The sequence below is a fragment of the Caenimonas koreensis DSM 17982 genome, assembly GCF_009646335.1.
Taxonomy (GTDB): Bacteria; Pseudomonadota; Gammaproteobacteria; order Burkholderiales; family Burkholderiaceae_C; genus Ramlibacter; species Ramlibacter koreensis.
Genome location: NZ_WJBU01000011.1, coordinates 17,678 through 32,216, shown reverse-complemented (window position 1 = coordinate 32,216; position 14,539 = coordinate 17,678). Strand labels below are relative to the sequence as shown.

Genomic DNA, 14,539 nt, shown 5'->3' with positions numbered 1-14,539 from the left:
CATGGCAGATCGAATCTGGGTGGGCACACGCAAAGGGCTGTTTGCCGTGCAACGCAATCAGGGGCAGTGGCAGCTAGGCAAACCAGCATTTCCCGGTGAGCCCGTCACGCAGTTCATGGTTGATGCGAAGTCCGGCGCATGGTTTGCCGCGCTGCGCCTGGGGCACTTTGGCGTGAAGCTGTGGAAGAGCATTGACGAAGGCGCGAGCTGGAGCGAAGTGGCCGCGCCCGCTTTTCCGCCCAAGCCATCGGAAGGCCCTATCAAAGACGACGACACGCCATGGAGTGTTGATGTGATCTGGGGCCTGGCAGCGGGTACTGATGGGCGGTTGTGGGCAGGCTGCATACCGGCGGGGCTGTTCACGTCAGACGATGGCGGCGCAAGCTGGCAGCTCGTGACGAGCCTGTGGGAGCGGCCCGAGCGTCGCGAATGGATGGGCGGCGGCTACGACCATGCGGGCATCCATTCGATCGTTGTGGACCCGCGCGATGCGAAGCACGTCACCATTGCGATCTCTTGCGGCGGTGTCTGGCAGACACACGACAGCGGCGCGACCTGGACCAACACGTCAGAGGGTATGGTCGCCGACTTCATGCCACCCGAGCGCCGCGAGGACCCCAACATCCAGGACGTGCATTGCCTCGCGCAGTGCCAGTCAGCGCCCGATGTGCTGTGGGCGCAGCATCACGGCGGCATGTACCGCTCCACCAATGGCGGCTTGAAATGGAACCGATTCGCTGCACCCAAGCCCAGCGAATTCGGCTTTCCGGTGGCGGCGCATCCGTCGCAGCCGGATCGCGCGTGGTTCGTGCCGGCGCACTCCGACGCGCAGCGCATGCCCGCCGACGGCCGCCTGATCGTCAATGAGACGCGCGATGGAGGTGCGTCTTTCACTGCGCTGGGTGACGGCTTGCCGCAAAGTGACGCGTATCACCTCGTGTACCGGCATGGCCTGGACGCGAGCGCCGATGGGCGCGTGCTGGTGATGGGCTCGACCACCGGCGGGCTGTGGGTGAGTGAAGATGCGGGCACTTCGTGGAAGTGCCTCTCGCGCGACTTGCCACCAATTGCCGTCGTGCGCGTGGGCTGAACGGGCAGGACCAACAGCGCTTGTTTGTTGCCTCGCTGCAATGTCGGCTCAACAACAGCACAGTCGCTTCGTGCCCCTTCACGCGGGTCTTTTCGGGTATCGCCAAACGTACCTGACCCATATACTTATCTAGCACTTTTGCAACAGCGTGCAAGGAGAAGTCATGGCCACGAAGCCCCCGAAGAACAAACCCCCGGTCATCACTTCCAAGAGCGCGATCGGCTACCGCGAGTTCAGCGCGCCGAAGGTCATCAGCGAAGGGTTGATCCTCAAGGATGTCGACTCACCGACGCTGGTCGGCGCGACAGTCAAAATAGGTTCGGGGTACTTGGCGGGCCATGACCTCTTGACCTTTATCGCGCAGGGCGGGATCACCGGCAGCTTCAACACTGCAACCGGCGTGCTGACTTTGACCGGCGTTGCGACATTGGCCGACTACCAGGCCGTACTGCGCAGCGTTTCGTTTTCCAGCACCACCGCAGTTCGCGTCGACAGCAGCCGCACCATCAGCTTCCAGGTGGACGACGGCCAGGCCAACAGCCACGCCAGCAACATTGCGACGTCGACCGTCAAGGTGGTGGCCAATGTGGCGCCCACCCTGGTTGGCCTGACCAACTTCAACTACACGCTTGCGGCGAAGAACGTCGACGTCAATCTCGACACGGACATGCGGATCCAGGACATCGACAACACCTCGATGACAGGGATCAAGATCCAGATCACGGGGGGCTACGTCAGGGGAGAAGACGACCTGCATGTCTCGGGAGGCCTGCCCAAGGGCGTCACCTCCAGCTTCGACACCAGGACCGGCACGCTGACCATTACCGGCTCGGCGCTCGTCAGCCGCTACAACGACGTGATCCAGCAGATCGAGTACAAGAACCAGAAGGGCCTGGCCGCCTCAGGCGAGCCGCGCACCCTGACCTTCAGCGTGAACGACGGCGCCGGCTATGAAGTGGCCGGCACCCAGGTCATCACCTTTCATACGCCGCCGCTGGTCACCACTGCCGGTGGCACGACCGCCTATGTGGAAAACGCGCCCGCAGAAGTGATCGATGCTTCGATCGTGCTGCTGGACCCGGACAGCGCCTCGCTCGCCAGCGCGACCATCCGTATCTCTGCCGGCTTCCAGGCAGGCGACACCCTGACGTTCGCCAACACAGGCAGCATCACAGGCAGCTACGACGCATCGACCGGTGTGCTCACGCTCACGGGTACGGCCCCGACGGCTGACTACCAGGCCGCCGTGCGCTCCGTTGGCTTTTCCACCAGCAATGACAACCCGACTGCGAGCCGCACCATCGAAACGACGGTGAACGACGGCTCGATGGACAGCAACGCCGTCACGCGTGCGATCAGCATCACGCCGGTCAACGACGCGCCTGTCATCGACTCGCTGGCGGCGGTGCTCGCCTACACGGAGAACGATGCGGCCACCGTGATCGTGCCGGCGGGAACAGTGGCTGACGCCGACTCGGCCAATTTCGCCGGTGGCAGCCTGTCGGTGGCATTCACGGCCAATGGCGCGGCGCAAGACCAGCTGGCCGTGCGCAACCAGGGCACGGGCGGTGGCGAGATCGGTGCTTCGGCCGGGACCATCACCTATGGCGGTGTCGTCATCGGCAACGCGAGCGGTGGCGCGAACGGCGCACCGCTCACGATCACCCTCACTTCCTCGGCCACGCCGGCTGCTGTGCAGGCGCTCCTGCGCAACATCACCTACGCCAACGTGTCGGAAAACCCCTCCTCACTGGCGCGCACGGTGACCTTCACGCTGGTCGATGGCGACGGCGTGGCCCTGGGCGGCGCCGACACGGGCACGACCACGGCGACCATCAACATCACCAACGTGAACGACGTGCCGATCGTCACGCCCACGGCAAGCAACTCTGCCTACCAGGAGCAGGCGGCCGCGACAACGATCGATGCCGGCATCACGGTGACCGACGCCGAGACGCCCAACATGGCCAGCGCCACCATCAGTATCACGGCGGGCTTCGAATCAGGCGACAACCTCGTTTTCGCCGACACGGCCACCATCACCGGCTCCTACAACGCGGCCACTGGCGTGCTCACGTTGAGCGGCACCGACACGGTGGCCGCCTACCAGCTGGCGCTGGAGTCGATCACGTTCAGCGGCACCAGCGACAACCCGCCCGCGACCAAGACGATCACCTGGGTCGTCAACGACGGCATCGGCAACAGCGCGCCCAGGACCACCACGATCACCGTCACGCCAGTCAATGACGCGCCGGTGATCGACACGCTGGGCGATACGCTCGGCTACACCGAGAACGACGCCCCGGCCACCATCGCCAGCGTGATGCTCGTGAGCGATGTGGACTCGCCCAACTTCGCGGGCGGCACGCTTACCGCCGCCTTCACCGCCAATGGCGCGGCCGAAGACGAGCTGGCGATCCGCAACCAGGGCACCGGCGCCGGCGAGATCGGCGTGAGCGGCGCGAACGTGTCGTACGGCGGCACCACCATCGGCACCTTCACCGGCGGCACGGCCGGCACCAACCTCGTCATCACGCTGAACAGCTCGGCGACGCCGGCGGCGGTGCAAGCGCTGTCGCGGAACATCACCTACTTCAACACGTCCGAGAACCCTTCCGAGGCAACGCGCACCCTGACCTACACGCTGGTCGACGGCGATGGCGTTGCGCTGGGCGGCTTCGATACCGGCACGACAACATCGACCATCTACGTCACGGCCGTGAATGACGCGCCCGTCACCACGGCGACGTCGGGCAATGCGGCGTACACCGAAGGCGGCGCCGCTGCTGCGATCGACGCGACGCCCACCGTGAGCGACTTCGACGACACGAACTTCGAGTCGGCCACGATCAGCATCAGCGGCAACTTCCAGGCCGGCGACATCCTCGTGTACGTCGACACCGCCACCATCACCGGCTCGTACAACGCCGGCACGGGCGTGCTCACGCTCAGCGGCACGGACACCAAGGCTGCCTACCAGGCAGCCCTGCAATCGATCACGTTCTCGACCACGAACGACGATCCGGCTGCCACGCGCACGATCTCGTGGACCGTCAACGACGGCGCACTGGACAGCAACACCTCCACGCGCGTCATCGACGTCACGCCGGTGAACGACCCGCCGGTCATCAGCAGTGGCGCGACGCTCAACTACATCGAGAACGACACCGCGACGGTCATCGGCACGGGCACGACCGTCACCGACGCGGACTCGGTCAACTTCGCGGGCGGCTCGCTCACCGCCGGCTTCACTGCCAACGGCGCGGCCCAGGACCAGCTGGCTGTGCGTAACGTCGGCACCGGCGCCGGCCAGATCGGGGTGTCGGGAAGCAATGTCACCTATGGCGGCACGGTCATAGGTACCGTTTCAGGCGGCGCTAACGGTGCTGACCTTGTCATCGCCCTGAACGCCAGCGCCACGCCAGCGGCGGTGCAGGCGCTGGGCGACAACGTCACCTACTTCAACAGCTCCGATGACCCTTCAGGCGCCTCGCGCACCGTGACCTTCACGCTGGTGGACGGTGACGGCACGGCCCTCGGCGGCAACGACACGGGCATGACCACCGCGACGATCAACGTCACGCCGGTGAACGACGCGCCGCTCACTTCGGCAAGCGTCGGCAGCGCAGCCTACACCGAAGGCGGCGCGGGCCCGTTCATTGACAGCGCAGCAGGTGCCAGCGACCCGGACGACACCAACCTGGAAAGCGCCACCATCTCGATCAGTGCCAATTTCCAGGCCGGCGACAACCTCGTCTTCGTGGACACCGCCAACATCACCGGCAGCTACAACGCTGGCACGGGCGTGCTGACGCTCACGGGCACCGATACGAAGGCAGCCTACGCAGCGGCGCTGCAGTCGATCACGTTCGCAACCTCCAACGACGACCCGGCCAGCACCAAGACCGTGTCGTGGACCGTCAACGACGGCTCGCTGGACAGCAACACTGTCTCGCGCGGCATCGACATCACGCCGGTGAATGACCCGCCGGCGCTCAACCCGGGCTCCACGCTCAACTACACCGAAAATGACGCCGCTTGCGTGATCACATCGGTCACCTCGGTTGTCGATCCCGACTCCGCCAACTTCGCGGGCGGCACGCTCGCCGCCGCCTTCACGGCGAATGGCGCCGCCGAAGACCAGCTGGCCATCCGCAACGTTGGCACGGGCGCTGGCCAGATCGGCGTGAGCGGCGCAAACGTCACCTACGGCGGCACGGCCATCGGCACTTTCACCGGCGGCGCCAACGGCAGCAGCCTCGTCGTCACCCTGAACAGCTCGGCAACGCCGGCGGCCGTGCAGGCCCTGACGCGGGAAATCACCTACGCCAACAACTCGGACAACCCTTCGACGGCATCGCGCACGGTCACCTTCACGCTGGTCGATGGTGACGGCACTGCGCTGGGCGGCAACGACACCGGCTCAGCCACCTCGACGATCAATGTCGCGGCCGTCAACGACGCGCCCGCCACCGCGGCCAGCGGCGGCAACGCGGCCTACACCGAAGGCGGCGCAGCGGTAGCGTTCGACACCACGCTCACCACGTCCGACGTCGACGACACGCACCTGGAGAGCGCCACGATCAGCATCAGCGCCGGCTTCCAGGCGGGCGACCTGCTGAACTTCAGCAATACGGCCAACATCAGCGGCAGCTACAACTCAGGCACGGGTGTGCTCACGCTGACGGGCCACGACACGGTCGCCAACTACCAGTCGTTCCTGCGCTCGATCACTTTCTCGTCCACGCAGCCCGCACCGGTCACGAGCAAGACCATTTCGTGGTCGGTGAACGACGGCGCGCTGGACAGCAACACGGCCACGCGCAACATCGACGTGACGCCAGTGAACGACGCGCCGGTGCTGGACAACACACTCGCACTCGCGCTGGGCACCGTCAGCGAAGACCCGGGCGCTGCGTCGGGCGCCGTGGGCACGCTCGTCTCGTCGCTGGTCGACGTGGCCGGCGGCGGCGGCAACGACAACTTCGCCGACTTCGACGGCCCCGCGGTGGGCATCGCTATCACGGCGGCGGACAGCACTGGCAGCTGGTTCTATTCGACCAACGGCGGCACGAACTGGAGCGCCTTCCCGGCGGTGTCGAGCTCCACATCGCTCCTGCTCTCCGCCAACGGCAGCACGCGCATCTACTTCCGGCCGAACACTGACTTCAACGGCACGCTTGCCTCGGCACTCACCTTCCGCGCCTGGGATGGCTTCACGGGCACGAACGGTGGCACCGCCAGCACGGCATCGAATGGCGGCACCACCGCTTTCTCGTCAGCGAGTGACACCGCCGCCATCACGGTGACAGCGGTGAACGACGCGCCGGTGCTCAACGCAGGCGCCTCGCCGGTGCTGGTCACGATCAGCGAAGACACCGGCACCCCAAGTGGCGCGGTGGGCACGCTCATCTCGTCACTCATCGACCTCACCGGCGGTGGCGGGCTGGACAACGACAGCGACCCCGACGGCCCGGCCCTGGGCATCGCCGTGACAGCCGCGGACAGCAACGGCTCATGGTTCTATTCGACCAATAACGGCAGTACCTGGAGCAGCCTGGGCGCGGTCAGCGCCAGCAACGCGCGCCTGCTCGCTGCCGATGCGAATACCCGCATCTACTTCCAGCCCAACGCGGACTTCAACGGGGCAATTGGTACGGCCATCACGTTCCGCGCATGGGACGGCTCCACCGGCACCAACGGCGGCACGGCCAATCCGGGCGCGGGCGGCGGCAGCACGGCCTATTCCAGCGGCACCGACACGGCCTCGATCACCGTGAACGCCGTGAATGATGCCCCGGTACTCGACGCCTCGAAGTCGCCCACGCTCAACGCAATCAATGAAGACCCGGGCGTGCCGACCGGTGCGGTGGGCACGCCGGTCTCCGCGCTGGTCGACTTCACCGCGGGCGGGTCCTCGCTGGACAACCTGGCCGACGTGGACGCAGGCGCCTCCAAGGGCGTGGCCATCACCGGCGTCGCCGCGGGCGGCACGCTCCACTACTCGCTGAACGGCGGCTCCTCCTGGAGCGTGGCGCCGGGCGGCCTGAGCGACAGCACGGCGCTGCTGCTCAATGCGAGCGCGCTCGTTTACTACCAGCCGGGGCTCGACGTGAACGGCACGCTGTCGAACGCGCTGACCTTCCGGGTGTGGGACACCACGTCCGGCACCAACGGCGCCACGGCCGATGCCTCTGTCAATGGCGGCATCACGGCGTTCTCCTCTGCAAGCGACACCGCCTCGCTCGTCGTCAATGCGGTGAACGACGCGCCCATCCTGGACAGCAGCATGACGCCCGTGCTCGCGACAATCAGCGAAGACCCGGGCGCCCCCGTAGGCGCCGTCGGCACTGCGGTCACTGCGCTCGTCGACCTGGCCGGCGGCGGCGGCCTCGACAACGTCTCGGATGTGGACGGCCCGCCGACCGGCATTGCCGTCACGGCCGCCGACAGCAACGGCTCGTGGTTCTTCTCGGTCGACAACGGCGCCAACTGGAGCGCCCTGGGCGCCGTCAGCGCAGGCAGCGCTCGCTTGCTCACCGCCGACGCGAACACGCGCATCTACTTCCAGCCGAACGCGGATTTCAATGGAACCATCAATGCAGCCATCACCTTCCGCGCCTGGGACGGCTCCAGCGGCAGCAACGGTGGGCTCGGCGACACCACGTCCAACGGCGGCGGCACCGCTTTCTCGACGTCCACCGACACGGCGGCCATCACCGTTACGGCCGTCAATGACGCGCCTGTCGTCGTCACCAGCGGCGGCAGCGCGGCCTTCACTGAAGGCGGCGCGGCAGTCGCCATCGACACGACGTTGACGCTGTCCGACGTGGACAACACGACCCTGGCCAGCGCCACGATCCAGATCACCGCGGGCCACAACGGCGAAGACCTGCTCGAATTCGCCAACACCGCCGGCATGGGCAACATCGCCATCGCCAACTGGAACGCGGGCACGGGCACGCTGAGCCTCACGTCGGCGGGCGCCACCGCGACGCTGGCCGAATGGGAAGCCGCGCTGCACGCCGTCACCTTCGACTCCACCAGCGTAACCCCCGGACCTAGCCGCACCATCTCGTACACGGTGAACGATGGCGCGGCGAACAGCACGACGCAGACCAAGGCCATTGCCGTCACGGAAATCAACTCCGCTCCGGTGCTCGCCAACACAGGCAACGCCTCTTTTGTGGAGAACTCGGCTGCGGTTGCGGTCCACAGCACGCTCGCGCTGGGCGACCCCGACACCTCGACCCTGGCCGGCGCTACGGTCTCGATCACGGGCAACTTCAACGCCAGCGAGGACGTGCTGGCGTTCAGCAACACGGCCTCCATCACCGGCAGCTACAACCCCGTCTCGGGCGTGCTCACGCTCAGCGGCACCGACACGCTGGCCAACTACCAGTCGGCCCTGCGCTCGGTGACGTACAACAACACCAGCGACACGCCGGCCACCACCGCGCGCACGGTGACGTTCCAGGTCAACGACGGCCAGGGCGTGAACAACCTGAGCAACACCGTCACCTCCTCGGTGAGCGTGGCAGCCAGCAACGACGCGCCCGTGGTCGCCAACGGCGGAACCCTCGGCTACACCGAGAACGGCGCCGCGGCCAAGATCTCGCCGGCCATCACGGTCGTGGACCCCGACTCGGGCGAATTCAACGGCGGCTCGCTCACAGTAGGCTTGACCGCCAACGGCACGGCCACCGACCAGCTTTCGATCAGCAACGACGGCATCGGTGCGGGCCAGATCGGCGTGAGCGGCGCCAACGTCACATTTGCCGGCACGACCATCGGCACTTTCGCGGGCGGCGCGAACGGCGCCAACCTGGTGATCACCTTGAACAGCGCGGCCGCCACGCCGGCCGCGGTGCAGGCGCTGACCCGGGCCATCACGTTCGCCAGCACGTCGGAGAACCCTTCGGCACTGCCCCGCACAGTCACCTACACCATCGTCGACGGCGACGGCGGCACCGACACCGGTTCGACCACGGCCACCATCAACGTCACCAATGTGAACGACGCGCCCTCGATCAGCACCGGCGCGGCAGTGCTCGCCTACACCGAGAACGGCGCAGCCGCCGTCATCGCGGGCGCCGCCACGGTGAGCGACATCGACTCGACCGACTTCAGTGGCGGCTCGCTCACCGTCAGCTTCACGGCGAACGGCACCGCGGCCGACCAGTTGACCATCCTCTCGGGGGGCGGCATCACGGTGGCCGGCGGAAACATCAGCAATGGCGGCCTCGGCATCGGCACCTATACCGGGGGCACGAACGGATCGGACCTGGTCGTGACCTTCACGACCGCGAACGCAACGCCTGCGGCAGTACAGGCCTTGACCCGCGCGATCGCCTATTCGAACAGTTCGGACAATCCCTCGACGCTTGCGCGCACCCTGACGTTCGCGCTGAACGACGGCGACGGCGGGACTTCGACCGCCAGCTCCACGGCCACCGTGAATGTCACGGCGAGCAACGACGCGCCGGTGGCCACGGCCAGCGGCGGCAGCACGGCGTATATCGAACAGGCGGCGGCCGTCACGATCGACAGTGGCGTCACGGTGTCCGACGTCGACAACACCACGATCACCGGCGCCACCATCAGCATCTCGGTGGGCTTCCAGGCCGGCGACACGCTGAGCTTCACGAACACGGCGAACATCAGCGGCAACTACGTCGCGGGCACCGGCGTCCTCACGCTGACCGGCACGGACACGCTCGCCAACTACGAAGCGGCGCTGCGCTCCATCCAGTACTCCGGGACGAGCGATACGCCGACCACGACCAAGACGGTCAATTTCGTCGTGAACGACGGCACGACGAACAGTGCCGGCTCGACCAAGAACATCACGGTCACGCCCGTCAACGATGCACCCGTCATCAGCACGGCTGCCGCAGTGCTTGGCTACACCGAGAACGGTGCTGCCGCGGCGATCGCGTCTTCAGGCACCGTATCGGACGTCGACTCGGCCGACTTCAACGGCGGCTCGCTCACCGTCGGCTTCACGGCCAACGGCACGGCGGCCGACCAGCTGGGCATCATCAACCAGGGCGTGGGCGCCGGCCAGATCGGCACGAGCGGCGCGAACGTGACGTTCGGCGGCACGACTATCGGCACTTTCGCCGGCGGTGCCAACGGCTCGAACCTGGTGATCACCTTCAACAGCGCGGCCGCGACGGCGGCAGCCGTGCAGGCGCTCGAGCGTGTCATCACCTTCTCCAACACCTCGGACAACCCGTCAACCGCGGCGCGAACGCTGACCTACACGGTGGTGGACGGCGACGGCACGGCCAACGGTGGCGACCAGGATGGCACTGCCACCGCGACAGTCAACGTCACCCCGGTGAACGACGCACCGGTGCTCGGCGGCGGCGGCACGCTGGGTTACACCGAGAACGGCGCTGCGGCGGTGATTTCGAGCGCGGCCACCGTGACCGACGTCGACTCGGCCGACTTCAATGGCGGCTCGCTCACCGTGGGCTTCACCGCCAACGGCACGGCGGCGGACCAGCTGGCCATCATCGACCAGGGCGTGGGAGCCGGCCAGATCGGCACCAGCGGCGCCAACGTCACCTTCGGCGGCACCACGATCGGCACATTCAGCGGCGGTGTAAACGGCGCCAACCTGGTCGTGAGCCTGAACGGCAACGCGACGCCGGCTGCGGTGCAGGCGCTCGAGCGCGTGATCACCTTCTCCAACACATCGGACGACCCGTCCGCGCTCGCACGCACCATCACGTATACCGTCGTCGACGGTGACGGCACGGCCAACGGCGGGGACCAGGATGGCTCGACCACGGCGACGGTGAACGTGACAGCCGTGAACGACGGGCCCGTGAACACAGTGCCGGCGAATGCATCGCTGGGCACGGCGATGTCGAACACGAACTTCGCCGTCGGCGGCATCTCGATCGCCGACCTGGACGCGGCACCGGCCAATGTGCAGGTGCAGGTCGTGACGACCAACGGCGGTTCGACGCTCACGCTCTCTGGCGCTGCCAGCATCACGGCCGGCTCGAACGGTTCCGGCTCCGTCACGATCCAGGGCACCATCACCGACGTCAACAACACGCTGTCGTCGCTGGTCTTCAAGAGCACCGACGGCTTCAACGGTACGGCCACCGTGCAGATCAACACCTCCGACCTCGGCAACGAGGGCACGGGCGGCATCCTGACCGACTCCGACACCATCTCCATCGGCGTCATCCCGCAGGTCTTCATCATCGACAACACGGGTGGCGGCACCGGGGGTGCGGGCACGATTGCCTCGCCATTCAAGACGATCAACGACTTCAACACCACGGCTGCCGACGGGACGGGCGATTACGTCTACCTGAAGACAGGCAGTGGCACGTATTCGGAAGCCGACGGCATCAACCTGGTGAATGGCGAACTGCTCTATGGCCAGGGCCAGACGCTCTCGTTCACCAACCCGGTAACGGGCGCCGTCGTGACGATCGGATCGGCCGGCACGGCGCCGACAATCTCGGTGACGGGGGCGAGCCAGCATGGTATCGATCTCGCATCGGGCAATACGGTCACAGGCCTGAATGTGGCGACGACGCTGGGCAGCCAGACGGCTGTGAGTGACGGCGGCGCGACCGTCGGCACGCTGGTCATGAACGACATCGACATCTCCGGCAGCGGCATGGCGGTGGACATCGACCAGGGCGGCGCGCTGACGGTGACGATCGACAACCTGTCGTCGACGGGGTCGTCGCAGCAAGGCATCCAGCTTGCGGCCACGGGCACTGCGCTCACGGGGTCGTTCACCGTGACGGCGGGCAGTATTTCCGGATCCACCGGGACCGGCTTCCTCGTGGGCGATGGCGCAGGCGGCGCCAACACGGGCGGCGCGGTGGTGATTTCCTACGGCGGCACGGTGAGTACCACGGGCACGGTCCGCGCAGTGGACATCGAAGACCGTGTGTCCGGCAATATCACGTTCTCCAACACTGTTTCGCACACGGGTGGAGGCAACGGCACAGGTGTCTTCATCGACGACGTGGCCGGTGGCACGATCACCTTTTCCGGCAACAACACCTACAACACCGGCACCGCCAATGCGATTCAGATCAGCGACACGGCCGGCACCGTGAATTTCAGCGGCACGCTTGACATCGATACGACTTCCGGGACGGGCATTTCGATCGCGACAAGCAGCGCCGGCTTCAACTTCACAGGCTCGCAGATTTCGGTCGACACAACCGGCGGTGCCGGCGTCAACCTCAGCGGCAACAGCGGCACGCTGACATTCAACGCCTCCGGCAACGGCCTGGACATCGCCAGTGCAGGCGGTTCCGGCTTTTCCGCAAGTGGGGGCGGCACAGTGGTCGTCCAGGGAACAGGCAACACCATCTCGTCCGGTTCGGCAACCGCGCTCAACATCTCGAACACCACCATCGGTGCGAATGACGTGACGTTCCAGAGCATCAGCTCCAGCGGAGGCAGTGCAACAGGCATCATCCTCGACACAACCGGCTCGTCCGGTGGCCTGCATGTCACGGGCAACGGCACCAACGTCGGCGCGACAGGCGGCGGCGTGATATCGAGCAAGACCGGCGCGGATGGCGCGACAACCACCGGTAACGGTATTTTCCTGAACAGCACGTTTGACGTACAGCTCAACGGGCTGCTGCTGCAAAACTTCGATAACAGCGGTATCCGTGGCCTCTCTGTCAACAGCCTTTCGCTCACCAACAGCACGATCAGTGGCACCGTCGGCAACGCCTCAGGCCCCACCGAAGGCGCAATCACGCTCGGCACAAGCAACCCTTCTGGCGCCAACGGCCTCTCAGGCAATTCCTTGATCGACAATGTCGATGTGAGCGGCGCGATCGAGCACACCATCGAGGTCTATGGGCAGTCCGGCTCGTTCAATCTCACCATCCAGAACTCCGACATCCACGACAACACCGTGGCCTTCGGCGGCGACGGCATCCAGATCGAGCTTCAGGGGACCGCGAGCGGATCGATCAAGATCGACAACAACAATTTCTACAACAACAAGTCGCAGGGCATCCAGGCCGCGGCCAACGATAACTCGTCACTCAACCTGATCGTCAGCAACAACATCGTCACGCGCGGAACGCAGGGCAACGAAGGGATCGTGCTCTCCAACGGGAGCAATGGCGACCTGACGACGCTCGTTTCCAACAACACCGTGACGGGCTTTGGTGGCGTCGGTATTTTTGTCGGGCAGACCCCCGGCAACGCAAGCGCCAGTTCGCTCCTCCAGGCGACGATTTCCGGCAACACCGTCACCCAGCCTGCGGCGTCGACAAATCACGCGATCATCGCGTTCATGAGCAGCACGACGGGCGTCATCTCAGAAGCGCGCCTTCTCATCGACAGCAATACCGTCAATGAGAATTCAACGGGTGGTGTCTCCCGCGGCATCCTCGTGGACGCCCCGGATGCAAGCAGGACACCCAACTACGATGCGACCGTGACCAACAACATCGTCCATGTCACAGACAGTGTCGGCGGCGTGACTGCGATCGTGGTCCAGGCGCGCAACGGCGCCACAGGGCATTTCGACGTCCGCTCGAACAGCGTCGATTTCCCGAATGGGCAACCGGGCGGGGTGGTTGGCGTGCGCGTTCGCGAGGATGCGACCTCGCAAGCGGAGCTGGCTGCTGGTTCACAGTCAATTGGAACGGCGGTGGCCACTGTGTTGGCGGCAAACAATCCGAACGCGCATGGGACCGAAATTCTCGGCGCAAGTGTCACGGTGATTGCGAACGGTTTGGTGCTGTTGCCGTCTTTGCCGCCAACACCTCCGCTGCCCATGCTTGCGGGCTTCGAAGGCACTGCGTCCGACCATGCCCTGCCGCCATTGACAGACCTCACCCCGGCGCAACTCGAGGATGCGGTCACAGCGGCGTTCCATCGATGGGAAGCGGCTGGCCTCAGCGCAGACCAGTCGGCCGTCCTTCGCGCCGCAACATTCTTGATCGGCGACCTTTCCGGACTCAGCCTCGGACAGGGCGACGGCCTGACTGTCATGCTGGACGTCGATGCGGCCGGCCGCGGCTGGTACATCGACGCGCAGCCTTCTGACGACGCAGAGTTCACTCATGCTGCGACGGGCGCAACGCTTGTCGCGGACCCGTCATCGCAAGCAGCCGGCCGGATGGACCTGCTGACTGTCGTCATGCATGAGATGGGGCACCTGATAGGTCTTGGCGACGACTACAACGTCGAGCAAAACGGCGACCTGATGTATGGCTACCTGAATGTCGGCGAGCGGCGCCTGCCCGAAGGTCAAGGAGAAGCTGGGCCGTCCAGCGAGGAATTGGGGTCGAGCGAGGAATTGGGGTCGAGCGAGGAATTGGGGTCGGATTCCAGTTTCCCCGTGCCCACTGTGGAAGCGGTTGGAGTCAAGCCGTGGGCTGTCGATTTCTGATGAGGGACAGCTACTTCAGCACATACGCCGCCAGCACCGCC

The 14,539-nt window shown here is 65.9% G+C and carries 2 protein-coding genes; both read left to right on the top strand.

All coding sequences use genetic code 11. The features are described 5' to 3' along the window. Position 1 precedes the first annotated feature (1 nt). The gene (locus GHT07_RS12440) at positions 2 to 1,090 is read left to right on the top strand and encodes a WD40/YVTN/BNR-like repeat-containing protein (RefSeq protein WP_153585420.1); all 1,089 of its coding nucleotides are present in this window, start codon (positions 2 to 4) and stop codon (positions 1,088 to 1,090) included. Between the two features lie 163 nt (positions 1,091 to 1,253). Next, the gene (locus GHT07_RS12435) at positions 1,254 to 14,498 is read left to right on the top strand and encodes a beta strand repeat-containing protein (RefSeq protein ID WP_153585419.1); all 13,245 of its coding nucleotides are present in this window, start codon (positions 1,254 to 1,256) and stop codon (positions 14,496 to 14,498) included. The last annotated feature ends 41 nt before the right edge of the window (positions 14,499 to 14,539 follow it).

Bases quoted from the DNA above. Each gene is read 5' to 3' on its own strand.
- GHT07_RS12435 (WP_153585419.1), top strand. From the start codon at position 1,254: ATGGCCACGAAGCCCCCGAAGAACAAACCCCCGGTCATCACTTCCAAG.
- GHT07_RS12440 (WP_153585420.1), top strand. From the start codon at position 2: ATGGCAGATCGAATCTGGGTGGGCACACGCAAAGGGCTGTTTGCCGTG.